Below are 19,808 nucleotides of genomic sequence, written 5' to 3'. Positions count from 1 at the left end.
TTGGGGCGCGGCTGCACGACCCAGATCGTGCCAGACCCTGTCTCCACTCCTCGTAATCACCGGGCGGTCGGGACGCCCGCCTCCGAGAGCCACCACCCCAGGCGGTCGGCGAGCGCCACTGGCAGGCGGTTCTCGGCGTGGGCGAAGCCGGGTTCGAGCCAGACCGTCGCGTTGTCCCCGGCCGCCGCGGCCAGCGCCAGCGGGTGCTCGATCGGGAAGTAGTGATCGGCCAGGCCGTGCACCAGCAAAACGGGCGTGGGGGCGATCAGCGGCATCAGTTCCAGCGGCTGCGGCGGGACGTCGGACGTCACCGGGCCCAGCCGCACCTTGAAGATCGTGCGGGCGACGATCCGCCCGGGGACGCTCTCGACCAGCACGTGCACGGCTCGCATCGACGGGGTGTCCCGGACGAACGAGCGCGACGGCGTGCTCACCGCGGCGACCGCGTCCACCCGCTCGTCCGGGCTCCGGCGCAGGGCCGCGTGGCAGAGCGCCACCGCCGCGCCGAACGAGAACCCGACCGTGACGACCCGCCGGTAGCCGCGCTGCCGTCCCCACTCGACCGCCGCGGCCACGTCCAGGACCTCGCTCGTGCCCATCGTCGAGCGACCCTCGCTGCGTCCGTGGCCGCGCAGTTCGACGACCAGGATGTCGGCACGGCGTCGGAGCCGGACCACCAATCGACGCACGGCGGCAACACGCGCGTGCCCGGTGAAACCCGGGACGAAAACGATCAAGGTGCTCGAATCGCCTGCCGATGCGGCCGACCACCACGATCCGAACAGATGAAGTTGATCCTCTGTGAGGAGGAGCACCGGCTTCCCGAGGTCCACTGTTGTTATCCTCCTCGTAACGCTCCGGGCCTTCGATCCCGGGGCTGACCTGGGCAGCGCCGCCCAACCGGACCGATCACCCGGAGGTGGCCCATGGAAATCCTCCTCATGACGGCAGGCGTCGAAGCCGAAGCCGCAACCGTCCTCCCTGCCTTGGATCTTCTGGGACACACCGTCCGGACCGCACCTCGGGACCTCAAGGCGCTGCTCGGGGGCCCGACCCCCGACGCCGTCATGGTGGACGCCCGTGGCGACCTGGCCGGGGCCCGCTCCACCTGTCGCCTGCTCCGGACGACCGGCCTGACCGTTCCGCTGTTCGCCGTGCTCACCGAGGGTGGGCTGGTCGCGCTCAACGCCGAGTGGGGCGTCGACGACATCCTGCTGACCTCCGCCGGTCCGGCTGAGGTCGAGGCTCGGCTCCGCCTCGCCACCGGCAAGAACGGCAACGAGGCCGCCGACGACGAGCCGGGTGTCGTGCGGGCCGGCGAGCTGGTCATCGACCCGCAGACGTACTCGGCCCGTATCAAGGGCCGCCCGCTCGACCTCACGTACAAGGAGTTCGAGCTCCTCCGCTTCCTGGCCCAGCACCCCGGCCGCGTGTTCACCCGCGACCAGCTGCTGCGCGAGGTCTGGGGCTACGACTACTTCGGTGGTACGCGCACGGTCGACGTACACGTACGACGTCTGCGCGCCAAGCTCGGCAGCGAGCACGAGGCGCTGATCGGCACGGTCCGCCAGGTCGGCTACAAGTTCGTGACGCCGCCGCCCCGCACGCTGCCCGACCACGAGCCGGTCCTCACTGTTGTCTGACCACACTCCGGAAGACACCGACGCCGTTCTCGCGCTGGCCGACGCGGCCACCGCGACGGACGGCGTCGGTCCGCTTTCCGAGCAGACGCAATTGGCGCTGCGCAATCCCGACGATTATCCGGACGTCGTACATCTCTTCGTCCGGGGCGACGCCGGAATCGTCGGCTACGCACAAATCACCAAGGCCGAGAATGCGTCGGCCGAAGTGGTAATACATCCTGCCTACCGCGGAAAAGGCCTCGGACGGCAACTCGTCGACGCGGTTCTCGACACGGTCGACACCCCGCTCGCGATCTGGGCCCACGGCGATCACCCGGCCGCTCAGGCGCTGGCCCGCACGCTGCGGCTCGAACGTTCCCGGGTGCTGTTCAAGATGTGCCGGCCGCTCACCCGTCCGCTTCCGCCGTATGCGCTGCCGGACGGCGTCCGCCTGAGGTCGTTCGTCGTGGGGACGGACGACGCAGCCTGGCTGCGCGTGAACGCGCGAGCCTTCGCCACCCACCCTGAGCAGGGGAAATGGACGCAGAACGACCTCGAGCTGCGCCAGCGCGAGCCGTGGTTCGACGCGGCCGGTTTCCTGCTCGCGGTCCGGGCGGACGACCCGCGGGACCTGCTCGGGTTCCACTGGACGAAGCGGGAGCTCACCGCGGACGGGACGCCAGGGCCGGAGGGTGAGGTCTACGTCGTCGGCGTCGACCCGGACGCGCAGGGCCTGAAGCTCGGCAAGGCGCTCACGATCGCCGGCCTGGAGTACCTGGCCCGCGCCGGCGCCACCGAGGGCACCCTCTACGTCGACGAATCAAATCCGCGGGCCGTCAATTTGTATTACAACCTCGGATTCGAAGTGTGTGCGACCGACGTGATGTACGCGCGCGGATAACGCACCATTTCTGCACCTGAATTGCACCCGTTTGCTCACTTACCGGGCTATTGATTTATTTCGTACGTTGCCTTTATGCAACTGGCGATTTCGGCCCGTCGGTGGGGGCGGGGCTCGATACTGCGTTGGTTCGGCGTGGTGATGGCCGTCCTTCTGCTCGGCGGTGTCCTGGGGCAGGTGCCGAGCGGTCGCGCGGAAGCGGCGTCCGGCGATGCGGCCGCGCGCGGCATCGTCGTCGGGCTGGGCGCCAAGGTCGCCGGTCTCCAGCTGCTGACGCTGAACACGGTCCTCGGTAAGGCCGACGCACCGGCCAACGGGGGAACCGCCACCGACACCACGGTCAACCTGGGCACCGACGCGGCCTCGGCGGTGCAGATCGGGGCCAAGGTCGACTCGATCACCGCCACCCGCTCGACGGTGAGCTCGTCGGCCAGGTCACAGATCAGCGGCATCAGCATCAAGGGTCTGGGCGCGTCGATCCTCGACACCGGCGCCAACGGCGTGATCTCGGCCGAGGCGACCTGCCCGACCAGCGGGGCCCAGACCGTCAAGACGTCGCTGGCCGGGGTGAGCGTCCTCGGCAAGACCGTCAACGTCTCGGCCGGCGCGCCCCAGATCATCCCCGGCCTCACGGTCTCGGTGCCCGGTCTGCTCAACGCCAAGCTCGGCGCGACCGTCTCCCGGGTCGAGAACACCACCGCCAGTTCCGCGAACGCGACCGCGCTGTCGATCGCGCTCAGGCTGACCGCCGACCTCGGCATCGACGTCAGCCTCGGCACGATCGCGATCGCGACCGCCACCTGCCAGAAGCCGGCGGTGCCGGCCACGGTCGCCACCAGCCTCGACCCGCCGTCGGGCAAGCAGTCCGGTGGCACCTCGGTCACGGTCAAGGGATCCGGCTTCGTCCAGGGCAACACGTCGGTGACGGTCGGCGGCACGCCGGCCACCGTCACGAACGTCTCCAGCGACGGCACCCAGGTCACGTTCACCACCCCGCAGATGACCGTCGGACCGCAGGACGTCGTCGTCACCTCGGCCGGCGGCGGCAGTTCGCCGCCGCTCACGTTCACCGCGCTCGCCGACGGCTCGGACGCGACCGTCAACCCGCCGTCGCCGTCGTCCGGTTACACGTCCGGCGGGACGAAGGTCACGGTGACGGGATCCCGGCTCGGCGCCGCCACCGGCCTGAAGATCGGCGACACGGCCGCGACCAACGTCGTCGTGAGCCCGGACGGCACCCAGATCACCGGGACGATCCCCAGCTCGGAGAAGGCCGGGGCGGTGCCGGTCACCGTGGTGTTCCCGGCCGGCACCGTGAACGGGGGCAACTACACCTACCTCGCGCCAAGCGTCGACGCGGTCGTGCCGTCGCAGGGCCCGGAGACCGCCGGCACCGCGGTGACGATCTCGGGCAAGGGCCTGACCGGCGCCGACGGCGTCACGTTCGGCGGTGCTCCGGCGACGAACGTCAAGGTCAGCGCCGACGGGACGTCGATCACCGCGAACGCGCCGGCCCACGCGCCGGGCGTCGTCGACGTGGTGGTCTCACTGCCCGGCCTGGACGCGACGCTGAGCAACGGCTACTCGTACCAGGCGCCGAGCGCTCCGTCGCCGTCGACCGTGTCGCCGACCAGCGGATCGACGGTCGGCGGCACCGACCTGCTGATCACCGGCACGAACTTCGGCAACGTCAACGCGGCCACGGTCGGCGGGACGCCGGCGACGATCGTCAGCGGCCCGACCGCCACGTCGGTCACGGTCCGGACGCCGGTCTCGGAGAAGACCGGGCCGGTGGACATCGCGCTGAAGACCTCGGACAACACGTCCGGAGCGCTCCCGCAGGGCTTCACGTACGTCGGCCCGACGCTGACCGCCGTCGACCCGAGCTCCGGACCCCAGTCGGGCAGCCCGAACGTCACGCTCACCGGAACCGGTCTGGCCACGGTCACCAGCGTGAAGGTCGGTGACAACGCGGGCACGATCATCAGCCGCACCAACACCGACATCGTCTTCAACGTCCCGGCCGGCACGCCCGGCGACGCCCCGGTGACCGTGCAGGTCACCGGCGCCGACCCGGCGCCGCTCACCTACACGTACCTCTACGACGGCTCGGCCGCGACGGTCAGCGGCATCGACCCGAGCCCGATCCCGACGTCCGGCAAGAAGGTGACGATCACCGGCACCAACCTGACCGGCGCCTCGGACGTGCTGTTCAACGGCATCGCCGGCACCGGAATGACGATCAACCCGGCCGGCACCACGATCACGGTCACCGCCCCGGCCCGCGAGACCGGCGGCGACGTCCCGGTCGTGATCGAGTACCCGCTCGGCACCGCCCAGGCCGGCAAGATCACCTACCAGCCGCCGACGATCACCGGCATCAACCCGGTGAGCGGCCCGGCCGCGGGCACCACCACGGTCTCGATCACCGGCACGAACTTCACCGGCGCCACCGACGTCACGTTCGGTGGCAAGTCGGTCACCGACTTTACCGTGAACACGGCCGGCACCGGCATCCAGGCGACGGTCCCGGCCCACGCCCCCGGCCCGGTCGACGTCGTCGTCGTGCTGCCGGGCGCGGACGCCACCTCGACGAACGGCTACACGTACCAGAACGACGGCTCGGGCGCGACGATCACCGACGTCTCCCCGGACACGCTGCCGACCAGCGGCGGACCGGTGACGATCACCGGCTCCGGGCTCGGCGACGTCACCGCCGTCTCGGTCAACGGCGTCCCGATCACCACGTACTCGGCCACCGACACGTCGATCACGTTCACCGCGCCGCCGACCGACAAGCCCGGCGACGCCCCGGTGGTCCTCACGTTCCCGGCCGGCAAGGTCACCGCCGACCCGATCACGTACACCGCGCCGAAGATCGCCTCGATCCGGCCGGCCCAGGGCCCGACCGCGGGCGGTGACACGGTGACGATCACCGGCACCGGGCTGAGCGCCGCGACCCGGGTCACGTTCGACGGCATCGAGGCGACGAACCTCCAGGTCACGTCCACCGGCCTGACCGTCACCTCGCCGGCCCACAGCGGTGGCCTGGTCGACGTCGTCGTGGAGCTGCCCGGCGCCGACGCGACCTCGACCGGCGGCTACGGGTACGTGGAGCCGCTCGCTCCGCGGGTCAGCGCGGTGGTGCCGGACACCGGTTCGTCCGGGGGCGGCGAGACGATCACGCTGACCGGCGCGAACTTCACCGGCACGACCGCGGTGACGTTCGACGGCACGCCGGCGCAGAACTTCACCGTCAACTCGGACACGAACCTGACCGTGACGACCCCGCCGTCCGAGCAGACCGGACCGGCCGACATCGCGGTCACCTCGGCGGCCGGCACCGGCATCCTGCCCAACGGCTACACGTACGAGGGGCCGAAGCTCACGTCGATCACCCCGGACAACGGGGTGGTCGCGGGCGGCACCAGCGTGACGCTCAAGGGCACGCTGCTGGGCACCGCGACCCAGGTGCGGGTCGGCGGTACCCCGGTGACGTTCCAGAAGGTCAACGACACCACGCTGGTGTTCACGACCCCGGCGGGCAAGGCGGGCCCGGCGAAGGTCGAGGTCGACGTCGCCGGTTCCGACCCCGACCCGCTGACGTACACGTACGTGGCCGACGGCTCCAACACGACCGTCACCAACGTCGCGCCGTCGGTGGCCACGTCCGGCGGGCAGGTGACGGTCACCGGCACCAACCTGACCGGCGCGACCGGGATCACGTTCGGCGGCACCCCCGGGACGAACGTCTCGGTGAGCGCGGACGGCACCACGCTGACCGCCACCGCGCCGGCCCGCGAGTCGGCCGGCCCGGCCCCGGTCGTCACCCAGTTCCCGAAGGGCACCTACCCCGGCGGCACCGCGGTGTACGTCGGCCCGTCGATCACCCAGGTCGCGCCCGACCGCGGGTACGTCGACGGCGGCACCCAGATCCGGATCTCCGGTAAGGGCCTCGGCGCCGCGACCGCGGTCACCGTCGACGGCCAGCCCACCACGGACTTCGCGGTGGACCAGAACGGCACCGTGACCGCGACCGTGCCGGCGCACGCGGCCGGCACGGTGGACGTCGTCGTCGTCCTGCCCGGCCTGGACGCCACCCGGGTCGGCGGGTACACGTACTCGCCGCTGCCGCCGCCGACCGTGACCGGGATGTCGCCGACGTCCAGCCCGACGGCCGGCGACGAGGTCATCACGCTCACCGGCACCAATCTGGACGGTGCTACCTCGGTCACGATCGGCGGCAAGCCCGCGACGATCGTCGGTACGCCGACCGCGACCCAGGTCCGCGCCAACGTTCCGGCGTCCGAGGTGGACGGACTGGTCGACGTCGCGGTCGTGACGCCGAACGGGTCCGCGCTGTCGGCCGCTCAGCTGCAGTACGTCGCGCCGGTGATCCGTGCGCTCAGCCCGGCGTCCGGCTCGGTGTCGGGCGCGAACACCGTGGCCGTGCTCGGTAGCGGCCTGGCCGACGCCGACGCGGTGACGTTCGACGGCCAGCCCGCGACGATCACCGACGCCGACCCGGCGGGCTCCGCGGTGCGGGTGACCGCGCCGGCCCACGCGTCCGGATCGGTCGACGTCACCGTGACGCTGCCGGGCCTGGACGCCGTCCGCAAGGACGCGTACCGGTACGTGCCGGACGGCAGCAACACCACGGTCACCAGCCTCAGCCCGGGACGCATCCCGACCGCCGGCGACACCGTGACCCTGCAGGGCACGAACTTCGACGGCGCGACCGCGGTGACGTTCGGGGTCGGGTCGAAGCCGGTGGACGGACCCGAGGTCGGACCGGGCGAGGGCGCCGACCTGGTCGTCTCGGCGAACGGAACCCAGATCACGGTCACCGCGCCGCCGATGGAGGACTCCGGCTCGGTGCCGGTGACGATCTGGTTCCCGGGCGGCACGGCCGCGGCCGGCACGATCACCTACTACCCGCCGGCGATCTACGGCGTCTTCCCGCAGCAGGGCCCGCTGGCCGGCAACACGCTGATCACGGTCACCGGCATCGGCTTCACCGGCGTCCAGAAGGTGCTGGTCGGCGGCCAGCCGGCCACCGACGTCTCGGTGAGCGGCTCGGGTAACACGCTGACCGCCCGGACGCCGGCCACGAACAGCGCCGCGGTCGTCGACGTCACCGTCCAGCTGCCCGGACGGGACGCCACGCTCGCGACCAGCTACGCCTACCGCGCGGCCGACGCGCCGGTCGTCGACACGATCCTGCCGGCCTTCGGGCCGGTCGCCGGGGGCACCACCGTCGTCATCACCGGCTCCAACCTGGGCGACGTCACCTCGGTGACGTTCCGCGGGCAGCCCGCGACGATCCTGAGCGGCGGCACCGACACCTCGCTCACGGTGCTGAGCCCGGACGTCACCGCCTCCGGCTCCGGTCCGGCCGACGTCGTGCTCACGACCTCGATCGCCACCGGCTCGGTGTCGAGCACGGTGCCGCGCGGCTTCTACTACAGCGGTCCGACGATCACGAGCATGTCGCCGAACAGCGGTCCGGCCGCCGGCGGCACCGAGATCACGATCGACGGGTTCGCGCTCGGCGGCGTCCAGAGCGTCATCGTCGGTGGGAACGTCGTCGAGCCGACCGTGAACGCGGCCGGCACCCGGATGACGTTCACGACCCCGCCGGGGACGCCGGGTGACGCGGACGTCGTCCTGCGCTACGCCGGGGACTCGCCTCCGAAGGAGACGTTCACCTACATCGCCGACGGAACCGGCGCCGTGGTGACCGGGCTGAGCCCGGCGTCGGTCCCGGCGTCCGGCGGACCGGTCACGCTGACCGGCACCGGCCTCGACGACGCCACCCAGGTGACGTTCGACGGGGTCCCGGGGACGATCACGTCCGCCTCCCCGGACGGGAAGACGCTCGTCGTCACCGCGCCGCCGTCGAGTGACGGCACCGCCGACGTCGTCGTGGTGTTCCCGCGCGGCCGCATCGACGCGCCGGCGCTGAAGTACGACGCACCGACGATCACCTCGGTGTCGCCGCAGACCGGCGTCGAGTCGGGCGGTACGGCGGTGACGCTGACCGGTACCGGCCTGGCCGCGGCGACCAGCGTCAAGATCAACGGTCAGCCGGTTCAGTTCACGGCCAGCGACGACGGCACGCGGATCGCGTTCGTGACGCCGCCGGGCACGGTCGGCGACGCGGCGATCACGGTCGAGGAGCCCGGCCAGTCGCCGGCCCCGGCCAAGTTCACCTACCTCGCCGACGGCAGCTCGACCACGGCGACGCTCTCGGCCGAGACGTCGGCCACCTCCGGTGGCACGACGCTGCAGATCTTCGGCACCGGCCTGAAGTACGTCTCCCGCGTGCTCGTGGGGAAGGTCGCGGCGACCGACGTCCAGGTCAACACCGCGGGGACGTCGCTGACCGCGAAGATCCCGGCCACTGAGGACGCCGGCGACGTCGACGTCACACTGGAGTTCCCGGCCGGCAACAAGAAGGTCGGCACGGTGACGTACGTCGGGCCGACGATCACCGCGATCACGCCGAACTCCGGGACGGTCAACGGCGGCACGGTCGTGACCGTCACCGGTACCGGGCTCGGGCTGGCGACCGCGGTGCGGTTCGACGGCATCGCCGGCCTGAACATGAACGTGGCCAACGACGGCAAGTCGATCACCGTGACGACGCCGAGCCACCCGGCCGGCCCGGTGGACGTCGTCGTGACGCTGCCGGGCGCGGACGCCAAGTCGGCCGGCGGGTACACGTTCGTCGCGGCGACCGTCCCGCCGGCGTCCGACGCGGCCACGCCGACGTCGCTGAGCCCGGCGTCGATCCCGACGTACGGCGGCTCGCTGGTGACGATCACCGGCACCGGGATGGCCGGCGTCACCGGCGTCGTCTTCGACAACCTCGCGGGCAGCAACGTCTCGGCGAGTGACACCCGGGTGACCGTCAACGCGCCGCCGCACGAGCAGGGCCCTCGGGACGTGCTGCTGGTCTTCTCGGACCGGAGCACGAAGAAGGCCGGGACGATCACGTACACGCCGCCGGCGATCACCTCGGTCGTGCCGCCGTACGCGAACATCACCGGCGGCACGCTGGTGACGATCAACGGCGTCAACCTGCAGGACGCGATCGGGGTCACGTTCAACGGCCAGGCCGGAACGCTGGTGTCGGCCAAGGCGATGACCAGCGGGTCGTCCTCGGTGCGGACGGCGGGCCTGCTCCGGGCGGCCGCCACGTCGCCGAACTCGCAGGTCGTCGCGAAGGCGCCGCCGAACCCGGCCGGCACCGTCGCCGACGTCCAGGTGATCCTGCCGGGCCAGGACGCGGCGTCCACCAAGGACGTCACGTACGCGGCCGGCCCGTCGGCGACCGGCATGACGCCGACGACCGGTCCGACGACCGGCGGGACGACCGTCACGATCACCGGTACCGGTTTCGACAGCACGACGACGGTCACGTTCGACGGGATCGCGGCCACCAACGTGAAGGTCACGAACGCCCAGACGCTGACCGCGGACGCGCCCGCGCACGCGGCCGGTGACGTCTTCGTGGTCGTCACCACCGGGAACGTGCCTGCGCAGCCGCTGACCTACACCTACTACACCGCGAACACCGGCGGCGGGGACACCGGCGGCGGAGACACGGGCGGTGGAGACAACGGCGGTGGGGACAACGGCGGGGGCGACAACGGCGGGACGCCGCCGACGCCCAAGCCGCCGGTCGACACGAGCGTGAAGCCGGCCAAGGTCGACCCGGGCGGGAAGGTCACGGTCATCGGCCAGAACTTCGTCCCGGGCAAGACCACCGTGGTGATCTGTGGACACACGATCGCGGCCTCCGACGTCACGGTGTCGGCCGACGGCACGAGCGCGTCGTTCGTGGCGCCGGCCTGCCCGGCGGGCAAGCAGATCGCGACGCTGACCACGCCGGACGGCAGCACCGATGCCGAGGTGACGTTCGCCGCGGCGGCCGCGGAGCCGGGCTCCGGTGACAACGGCGGGGATTCCGGCGACAACGGCGGGAATTCCGGCGGGACGAAGCGGCCGGTTCGTCACACCGGTGGCTCGAACTGGCTGCCGACGACCGGAACCGATGTGACGGGGTTCGGCATCGACGGGCTGGCGCTGGGAGGCGTCGTGCTGTTGGTGCTGGGCGCCGGGTGTGTCTGGGGTGCGCGGGGGCTCACGCTGCCGGTGGTCCGGATGAGCACGAGTTACCCGAGGGGGGCGAGGATGCGTCGCACGCGTTATCCGCGGGGGCGGCACACGCCGCCTCGGGCTCGGATGAGTGGCGGGTTGTACACCGGGCTGAAGGCGGTGCTGGTCGCGGTGCCGTGTGCGATGGCGCTGGTGTTGGCGGTGGCGGAGCGTCCGGCGAGCGCGAACACGGTGTCGGCGCCGTTGGTGTCGAGCGCTCTGGCGCACCCGTCGGTGCGCGCGGCCGGCGATGCGTCGGCCGGGGTCTTGGCGGTCGACTTTCGTTCTGCCGAGTTGAGCCGGGCCGCTTCCGACGCCGTGGAGGACGCGGGCACGGGGGTGGACGCGGGCACGGGGGTGGACGCGGACAGCGCGAGCGGCGCGTCTTCGGATGGCGCGAGTGCTGGTGGCGCGGACACCGCGGGTGCCGATGGCGCGAATGCGAACGGCCCGAGCGCGGACAACGCGAATGCGAACGTCGCGAGCGCGAACAGTGCGGGCGTGGACGGCGCGGGCGTGGACGGCGCGGGCGTGGACGGCGCGAGCGTGGACGGCGCGGGCGTGGACGGCGCGGGCGTGGACGGCGCGGCCGTCGATGGCGCGGAGGCAGGCGGCGCGACCGCCGACGGCGCGCGGGCGCGCGGCGCGCGCACGGGCGGCGCGGTCGCTGATAGCGCGCACCCGGATAGCGCGGACCGGGGCGCGCGCGCCTCGGGCGCGAAGACCGGATCCGCGGCCGACCCGGCCGGGCAGGAGGCCTCGGAGGCAGCACGCCCCGCGCTGGTGTCCCGATCGGCGCCGAAGGCGAGCGCGAAACGCGCCGCCGGAGGCGGCGGGAGCGACTCCGTGGAGGCGGACAGCTCCGGGGCCGGAACCGTGCGGTTCATGGCGCTGTCGCGGAGCGGCGTCACCGCCGACGCCCCGGCGCACGAGGGTGAAGCGAGCCGCAGCGGGGTCCCGGTGAGTGCCAACTCGGGCACGATCTCGGCGCACGGCACCGCTACGACGGTGAAGGCCGTCCGGGGCGCGAGCGAGTCGCGCGCCACCGCCGCGCTCGGGAGCCTCGAGGTCGCCGCGCTGGGCACCGCGATCCTCGCCGCCGACCAGGTCCGGGCCGAGGTCAGCTGCCCGCCGGCCGGCGGTTCCGAGCCGCGCACCGACGTCTCGGTGACCGGCCTCCGGGTCGGCGGCTCGCCGATCGACGTCGGCGCCGGCCCGGCGACCGTGACCGCCGCCGACGGCGTGCAGGTCAGCGTCGCCATCCACCAGCAAGAACACACCGACTCCGACGGCGCCCGCGCCGTCGTGGAAGCAACCCTGACGGCCAGCGAGTCCGCCATCGACCTGGGCACCATCCGCCTAGCCGAAGCCGCCTGCGCCGCCCCGCCCGCCACCCACCCGACCACCACCCCGCTGGCCGCGGGCTCAGCCGCTGCCCCAGGGGCGGCCACCCCGGCCTCTGGCGCACCTGTCACCGCCCCGGGCGCCGCCGCGCCGGTTCCGCCCGAGCCGGGCGGCTCCATCCTTGGAATGCCGGCGACCAACGCGGCCCCGGAAACCGAAGCCCAGACCAAGGGCACCGGCACCCCGATCTCCACCGGCCCGATCACCACCCCGCAAAACCCGGCCACCCACCCGGTGGCCATGAACCAACCCGGCAACCCCCAGGACGAAGACGAGGCCGCCTCCAGCGACCCGCTCGTCCCGGACTGGACCGAACCCGTCGCCCCGGCCTCCTCGATCCTGGCCCAATCCGGAGCCCCGTCCTCCGGGGTAGCCCAATCCGGCACCCCGGCCCAGGAAGGCGCATCCCAGGAAGACCCGGCCCAGGAAGACCCGGCCCAGCAAACCCCGGCTCAGCAAGCCCAAGCCAACGTCCTCGCCAACCGGGCCGCCGCCATCCAGTCCGCCGAAAAAGCCAGCGCCCCGATCCAGCAACCCGACCAGACCGAAGAGTTCGCCGCCGCGGACCCGCTGCTCATCGCCCCGGCCGGCGCCCCGGTCTCGAAACTCCCGACCGGCGTCACCGCCCTGGCCGCCCCGATGATCGCCTTCGACCGAGCCCCGGCCACCGGCCTCCGCCCGCCGATGCTCGCCTCCGCGACCGCCCTGGCGCCGAAGGCGATCGCCAACGCCGACCCGGCGATCACGAGCCTCACACCCACCCGGGGTCCGGCCGCCGGCGGCACCGCGGTCACGATCGCCGGCACGAACCTCGGCGGCGCCGACACCACGGTCGTCATCTGCGGCGCCCGCGTCGACGCCAGTGCGGTCCAGGTCAACAGCACCGGCACCTCGCTGACGTTCACCGCCCCGAAGTGCACCGCGGGCACCAGCGTCGTCCACGTCATCACGAACAGCGGGGTCGCGACCAGCCAGTACACCTACGGGGGCACGTCGGCCGCGGTAGCGAGCAACACCCGTCAGGTCTCCGCGAGCACCACGCTCCCGCGGACGACGCTCGCCTCGACCTCCCCGGGCAACCTCGCCGCCGGCCTGATCGGGGCGCTGCTCCTGGTGGCTGGCATCGTCGCCCGCCAGGCCGTTCGACGGGGCCCGTCCCGCTCGCCGCTGCGACGTCTGGGCAAGCACGCGCTGCCGTACGAACCGCAGGTCATCGGCCTGAACTGGGCCCCCGACCTGGATCACGCGATGCATCGACGGGGTCACTGAGGATTAATCACCCCGGGGAGCGGGCACAGGGTCCAGCCATAGGGAGGCCCCCATGGCGAAGCTGCGTCAGCTCCTCGGAGTGGTATCCGGCGTCACCGCACTGACCCTCGCTGCCGCCCCGACGACAGCCAGCGCCGTGGCTCCGGCAAAACCGACCTCGACCGCAACTGGCTATGGCGGAGCTGTCGCCACCGTCGACCCCGACGCCACCGCGATCGGCATCGACGTCCTCCGCCGAGGCGGCAACGCCGTAGACGCCGCCGTCGCCACGGCCGCCGCCCTCGGCGTCACCGAGCCCTACTCGGCCGGCGTCGGCGGCGGCGGTTTCTTCGTCTACTACGACGCCAAGCACCACCGCGTCCACACGATCGATGGCCGGGAGACCGCCCCGAAGACCTTCACTCCCACGGTCTTCACCGAGAACGGCAAACCGATCCCGTTCGCCGACGCGGTCACCAGCGGCCTCAGCATCGGCGTGCCAGGCACCCCACTGACCTGGCAGAACGCCTTGGACGCATGGGGCACCCGAACCCTCGAGCAGACGTTGGCCCCGGCCACCCGGTTGGCCCGCAACGGCTTCGTCGTCGACCAGACGTTCCACGACCAGACCGCCGACAACGCGAAACGCTTCGCCAACTTCCCGGCCACCAAGGCCCTTTTCCTCCCCGGTGGTCAGCCGCCCGCGGTCGGCACCACGCTGCGCAACCCGGATCTCGCGAAGACGTACGACCTCCTCGGCCAAGACGGCGTCCAGGCCATCTACCGGGGCCCGATCGGCCGCGACATCGTCAAGACGGCCCAGAACCCGCCGGCCAGCGCCCCGGTGCGCCAGGGCCAGCTCACCGCCGACGACCTGGCCGCCTACACGGCCCCGTTCCGGACCCCGACCAAGACCGGCTACGAGGGCCTCGACGTCTACGGCATGGCCCCGCCGTCCTCCGGCGGCACCACGGTCGGCGAGGCGCTCAACATCGTCGAGAAGACCGGGCTGAAGGGCCTCGACGCGACCGACTACCTGCACCGCTACCTGGCCGCGTCCACGCTCTCGTTCGCCGACCGCAACCGCTGGGTCGGAGACGTCCCCGGCGTGCCGGTCAGCAGTCTGCTGTCGGACCGGTTCGCGGCCACCCGCGCCTGCCTGATCGACCCGGACAAGGCGCTCACCACCCCGCAGCCGCCCGGCGACCCGCACACCCCGGGCGGCGACTGCGCCCGACCGGCCGCCAGTGATACCAAGACGCCCTACGAAGGCCCGTCCACCACCCACCTCACGGTCGCCGACAAGTGGGGCAACGTCGTCGCCTACACGCTGACGATCGAGCAGACCGGCGGTTCCGGGATCACGGTCCCGGGCCGGGGCTTCCTGCTCAACAACGAGCTCACCGACTTCAACTTCACCCCGGTGACGCCGGGTGTCCCGGACCCGAACCTGCCCGGTCCGGGCAAGCGTCCGCGCAGCTCGATGGCGCCGACGATCGTGCTCAGCCACGGCCGGCCGCTGCTCGCGGTCGGGTCGCCGGGCGGGGCCACGATCATCACGACCGTGCTCCAGATCCTCCTCGGGCGGCTCGACCGCGGCCTGACGCTGCCGCAGGCGATCGCCGCTCCCCGGGCGTCGGCCAGGAACGGGAAGGCCGTCGACGCCGAACCGGCGTTCGACACCGGTGCGCTGACGGCACGGGGCTGGACGTTCGCCCCGGTGAAGGAGATCGGGGCCGCGACCGGGATCGAATTCCTGAAGAACGGCCGCCTCCTGGCCGCCGCCGAACCGACCAGGCGAGGCGGCGGCTCCGCCGCCACCGTGCGCTGATTTCGGCAACCGGACCGCACTCGAAGGACAACCCGCCCGCACTCGACCCCCGGTCACCCCCGTCGATGTGTGGGGTGCACGGGGCAAACGGGCCCCGGACAAACAGGGGGTCCGAGATGTTCCTGCACGCCTACACCGCCGTCGTTTCCCGCGCCGCCGTCCGCATGGACGCGCTGAAGGCCCGCTCCGAGCGTGGCGCCACCGCGGTCGAGTACGGCCTGCTCGCTGCTCTCATCGCCGCGGTCATCGTGACGACCGTCCTGGCGCTCGGCGGCAAGATCAACACGGCGTTCAGCAAGATCAACGCGAACCTGACCTGATCCGCCGCCTGGATACTTACCCGATTTTCCTCATCCCCATCGGCGCGGCTGCCGATGGCTGGATTGTCCGGTAGCAGTTTTGCTGGCCGGCCCACGGATGGACCGACCGACATGAAGCGAGGATCGATGTTCCTGCACGCCTACACCGCCGTTGTCTCCCGCGCCGCCGTTCGCATGGACGCTCTGAAGGCCCGCTCCGAGCGGGGCGCCACCGCTGTCGAGTACGGCCTGCTGGCCGCCCTCATCGCCGCCGTCATCGTCGCGACCGTGCTCGCGCTCGGCGGCAAGATCAACACGGCGTTCAACAAGGTCAGCTCGACCCTGCCCTGATCCACGGTCTTCGGCGTGCTCCCGCTCGGGAGCACGCCGAAGGCACCACCCCCGCTGGCCGGTCCACGGACGGACCGGCTGTTCCTGAGCGGAGTACCGATGCTCCTGTTCGCCTACACCGCGGTCACGTCCCGCGTCGCAGTGCTGCGCGCCCGGGCCGACCGAGGTGCCACCGCGGTCGAGTACGGCCTGCTGGCCGCCCTGATCGCCGCGGTGATCGTCGCGACGGTGCTCAGCCTGGGGGGCAAGATCAACACCGCGTTCCAGAAGATCACGGACCTGTTGCCCTGACGGGCCGCCCATGAGAGGACGACTCGACCGACCGCCTGCCGCCCCGGCCACCCGCCGGGGCGGCAGGCGGTCGTCGTCGGGGAGCGACCGCGGCGCCGCCGCCATCGAACTGGCCATCATCCTGCCGATCATGCTGGTCATGATCTTCGGCGTCATCGACTTCGGCCGGCTGATCAGCGCCCAGGCCACGCTGAGCGACGCGGCCCGCGAGGGCGCCCGCGCGCTCGCGTTCAACCAGGACGCCACCCTGCGGGCCCAGAAGGTCACCGGCACCACCGGGACGACGGTCACCGCCTCGGTGCCCTGCCCGACGTCCGGGTCGACCGCCGCGTCGACCGCGACCGTGACGGTCAGCCAGACGTTCACCTACCTCACCCCGATCCTGACGCTGCTGGGTGGCTCCGGGACGACCAAGACGATCACCGCGACCGGTGTGATGCCGTGCCTCGGCTGACGGCGAAACGCCCCTGGTGGGACCGTCTCGCCGGACGTCGTCCGACCGGCGACCGGGGTGCGGTCGCGATCATCGCCGCCGCCCTGATGGCCGGCGGCGTGCTGTTCGGCATGGGGACGCTCACCGTCGACGTCGGCAAGCTCTACAACGAGCGGGAACAGTTGCAGACCGGGGCCGACGCGGCCTCCTGGGCGATCGCCCGGGTCTGCGCGACCGCATCGACGGCCGCCACCTGCGCGAGCCAGCAGACGCTGGCGAGCTCGCTGGCCAACGCGAACTCCAAGGACGGCGTGTCCGACGTCAGCCTGATCTGCGGACGCGGCGGCACCGGGCTGACCGCGTGCCCGGCCCAGACCTCGGCGCTCTCGGACTGCATCGGCACCGCCCCGGCGACCGCGAAGTACGTCGAGGTTCGCACGTCGACCCGGCAGACCGACGGGTCGACGAAGCTCGCGCCGACGTTCGCCGGCCTGCTGGACGCCTCGAACACCGGGACGAAGCTCAGCGCCTGCTCGCGGGTCGCCTGGGGCATCCCGAACACCGCCACCGTGCTGGCGATCGGCATCGGCCGCTGCGAGTTCTGGAAGATGACGAACAACGGCCTGCTGTACTACCTGGTCAGCGGCGTCGGAGGCCTGCTGACCGGCCTGCTCGGGAACGTGGGGACGTCGGTCGGCAGCCTGATCGGAGCGAACCCGCCGGCCGTCGGCGACCTGGTGTTCATCCACGACACGCTCGGCAAGACCACGACGAACGCCGCCTGCAACGCCAACCCGCCGACCTCGCCGGCGTCGCCGACCACGTGGCTCGGCGGCAACGGCTTCGGTTTCCTGGTCGGCGCCTACTCCGACGCCAACTGCCTGCAGACGGTGACCGTCGGCGATGTTCTCACCGCGTCCGATCTCGGCCTGCTCGCCCCGGTGAACTGCCTGACCCCGCTGCAGAACGCGGTCGACACCGGCAGCCCGATCCTCATCCCGATCTACGACTACCAGTGGAACCCGGTCGTCAACCTCAGTACCTACACACTGCGGATCGCCGGCTACGCGGCGTTCGTCGTCAAGGGCTTCCAGATCGGGCTGCTCAACGGCACGCTCAAGGCCGTCGGCTCGCTGGTGGGTGCCTCGTCCGGGCCACAGTGCACGATCCTCGTCGACTACTGCCTCAACGGGTACTTCACCCAGGCGATCATCCCGGCCCCGGCGACGTCCGCGGGCAGCCTCGGCACCACCGACTACGGCGTCTCGCTCATAACGCGGGTCGGGTAGCCGATAGGGAGCGAAACGGTCGCTCCGCGAGAATGGCAACTACCGGATGAGACGTCGACTACTGGCGCTGGCGCTCGCGTTCGTGCTGGCCCTGCTGGGTTGCGTGGGCATCCTCGCCTACGTCGGCGGAGCCGACGATCGCGCGGTCGCGGGCAAGAAGCCGGTCGAGGTGCTGGTCGCCAGCACGCTTCTCCCGGCCGGCACGACCGGCGCCGAACTGCGCAACAGCGGCAAGCTCAAGACCGTCCAGATGCCCGCGGAGACCGTTCCCTCCGACGCGCTCGGCACGATCCCGGCCGGCCTCGACAACCTGGCCCTCACCGCCGACGTCCAGCCGAGCCAGCTGCTCCTGCGCGGGGCACTCGGACGCAAACAGACCAGCACCGGCGGCCTGACGATCCCGGCCGGGAAGCTCGCGGTGAGCGTCGACATGACCGGCGCGTCCCGAGTGGCCGGCTACGTCCGGCCGGGGTCCGAGGTCGCGGTGTTCTACACCTACAAGCCGACGGCCGACGAAGCCAACTCCGGAACCGTCACCACCGACGCCGACAAGGTCACCGCGACCCGGGTCCTGCTGCCCCGCGTGCAGGTGCTGGCGATCGGCGAGGCCGGGGCGGTGAAGGCCAGCTCCGACATGATCGCGGTCACGCTGGCGACGACGCAGACCGACGCCGAACGGCTGGTCCAGGCCTCGCAGACGGGAACGCTCTCGCTCGGCCTCCTCAACGACGCGGTGACGGTCGAGCCGGGCAGCGGCGTCGACACCGACACCCTCTTCCGGTAGGCGACAGGAGCCCGGCGTGATCTACCTCGAACCGTCCGCGGAGAACATCATCGACACACCGGCGAACATCGCGGCCGCCGGTTTCACGTTGGTCAACTCCTGGAAGAAGCTCACCGCCCACCTGGAGCGGCACCCGGGAACGCTGCTGGTCGTGCTGGGCGCCGGCGTCGAGTTCGGCGCGGCGGTCGAATTCGCCGCCTACCAGCGGGTCCGCAGCCCCGCCCTCGGGGTGGTGCTGCTCCGTCGCCAGGTGACCCCGCAGATGCTGGCCGACGCGATGCGGGCCGGCATCCGTGAGGTCGCGGACCTGGACGATCCGGCCGCCATCAAGGCCGCATGCACCCGGGCGCTCGAGGTGTCGCGGGCCCTGCGCAGCGCGGTGCAGAGCAACAAGGAGTCGAGCTCGGAGGGGAAGGTCGTCACGATCTTCTCCGGCAAGGGCGGCTGCGGGAAGAGCACGGTCGCCACGAACCTGGCCGTCGCGCTGGCCGCCGGCGGCAGCCGCCGGGTCTGCCTGATCGACCTGGACCTGCAGTTCGGCGACGTCGCGATCATGCTGCAGCTGACCCCGGTCCGGAGCATCGCCGACGCGATCGGCATGGCCGGCCGGCTGGACGAGCCCGGCCTGCGGTCGCTGCTCACCCGGTACTGCCCGGGCGTCGACGTGGCGCTGGCTCCGGCCGGCCCGGCCGAGGGGGAGCACGTCACCCGGGACCTCGTCACCGAGCTCATCAACGTCGCCAAGACGCTGTTCGACTTCGTCGTGATCGACACCCCGCCGTTCTTCTCCGACCAGGTCCTGTCCGCGCTCGACGTCTCCGATCTGTACGTCCCGGTCGTCACCCCGGACCTGCCGACGCTCAAGAGCGTCCGCCTGACGTTGGACATGTTCGACGTCCTGGAGTACCCGCGGGAACGGCGGCTGGCCCTCCTCAACCGGGCGAACTCGCAGGTGGGTCTGACGATCGCGGACGTCGAGGAAGCGGTCGGAACCCCGATGGCGGTGCACATGCCGTCGTCGCGGGACGTGCCGGTCTCGATCAACAAGGGCGTGCCGATCGCGCTGGACGACCCGGGGAACCCGGTCAGCCAGGCGATCCGGCAGCTCGCGAACCGCTGCGCGGACGTGGACGAGACCACCACGCCGGTCGAGGGCAGGCGCCGGTTGTCACTCTTCGGCCGGAGGAGCTGA

General features: G+C 71.9%; 12 protein-coding genes. 11 read left to right on the top strand and 1 reads right to left on the bottom strand.

Going from position 1 to position 19,808, the window contains the following annotated elements; translation table 11 throughout:
* Positions 1 to 56 precede the first annotated feature (56 nt).
* The gene (locus tag FL583_RS33365; protein ID WP_170324000.1) at positions 57 to 737 is read right to left on the bottom strand and encodes an alpha/beta hydrolase; all 681 of its coding nucleotides are present in this window, start codon (positions 735 to 737) and stop codon (positions 57 to 59) included.
* Between the two features lie 189 nt (positions 738 to 926).
* Here FL583_RS33365 and FL583_RS33360 point away from each other — a divergent pair, with 189 nt between their 5' ends.
* From FL583_RS33360 to FL583_RS33310, 11 genes are all read left to right on the top strand, one after another.
* A complete protein-coding gene (locus FL583_RS33360) occupies positions 927 to 1,643 on the top strand; it encodes a winged helix-turn-helix transcriptional regulator (RefSeq protein WP_142708874.1) in 717 nt (238 codons plus the stop codon).
* The gene (gene mshD / locus FL583_RS33355) at positions 1,636 to 2,523 is read left to right on the top strand and encodes a mycothiol synthase (RefSeq protein WP_205752695.1); all 888 of its coding nucleotides are present in this window, start codon (positions 1,636 to 1,638) and stop codon (positions 2,521 to 2,523) included. Before FL583_RS33360 ends, mshD begins: the two co-directional genes overlap by 8 nt.
* Positions 2,524 to 2,598: 75 nt before the next feature.
* Positions 2,599 to 13,359, top strand: coding sequence for an IPT/TIG domain-containing protein (locus tag FL583_RS33350; RefSeq protein WP_142708872.1), 10,761 nt, complete (start codon positions 2,599 to 2,601; stop codon positions 13,357 to 13,359).
* Between the two features lie 52 nt (positions 13,360 to 13,411).
* Positions 13,412 to 15,169, top strand: a complete 1,758-nt coding sequence (gene ggt, locus FL583_RS33345) for a gamma-glutamyltransferase (RefSeq protein ID WP_142708871.1) — start codon at positions 13,412 to 13,414, stop codon at positions 15,167 to 15,169.
* Between the two features lie 116 nt (positions 15,170 to 15,285).
* Positions 15,286 to 15,489, top strand: a complete 204-nt coding sequence (locus tag FL583_RS33340) for a Flp family type IVb pilin (protein ID WP_142708870.1) — start codon at positions 15,286 to 15,288, stop codon at positions 15,487 to 15,489.
* 174 nt (positions 15,490 to 15,663) lie between these two features.
* Complete coding sequence (locus tag FL583_RS33335) at positions 15,664 to 15,819, top strand: Flp family type IVb pilin (RefSeq protein ID WP_142708897.1); 156 nt, start codon at positions 15,664 to 15,666, stop codon at positions 15,817 to 15,819.
* A 15-nt stretch (positions 15,820 to 15,834) separates the two neighbouring features.
* On the top strand, positions 15,835 to 16,110 hold the full coding sequence (locus FL583_RS33330; protein WP_205752693.1) for a Flp family type IVb pilin: 276 nt from the start codon (positions 15,835 to 15,837) through the stop codon (positions 16,108 to 16,110).
* Positions 16,111 to 16,120: 10 nt separating this feature from the next.
* On the top strand, positions 16,121 to 16,564 hold the full coding sequence (locus FL583_RS33325; RefSeq protein ID WP_142708869.1) for a TadE family protein: 444 nt from the start codon (positions 16,121 to 16,123) through the stop codon (positions 16,562 to 16,564).
* Entirely contained in the window at positions 16,552 to 17,832 is a 1,281-nt protein-coding gene (locus tag FL583_RS33320; protein ID WP_142708868.1) for a TadE/TadG family type IV pilus assembly protein, read from the top strand. Before FL583_RS33325 ends, FL583_RS33320 begins: the two co-directional genes overlap by 13 nt.
* Positions 17,833 to 17,878: 46 nt before the next feature.
* Positions 17,879 to 18,616 (top strand): Flp pilus assembly protein CpaB, encoded by a 738-nt coding sequence (gene cpaB, locus FL583_RS33315; protein ID WP_142708867.1) that lies wholly within the window; start codon positions 17,879 to 17,881, stop codon positions 18,614 to 18,616.
* A gap of 16 nt (positions 18,617 to 18,632) precedes the next feature.
* Positions 18,633 to 19,808: a CpaE/TadZ family protein gene (locus FL583_RS33310; protein ID WP_142708866.1), complete on the top strand. Its 1,176-nt coding sequence runs from the start codon at positions 18,633 to 18,635 to the stop codon at positions 19,806 to 19,808.

Source organism: Cryptosporangium phraense (assembly GCF_006912135.1).
Classification (GTDB): Bacteria; Actinomycetota; Actinomycetes; order Mycobacteriales; family Cryptosporangiaceae; genus Cryptosporangium; species Cryptosporangium phraense.
The sequence above is the reverse complement of the archived record's forward strand: the minus strand, read 5'-3'. Positions and strand labels throughout refer to the sequence as shown.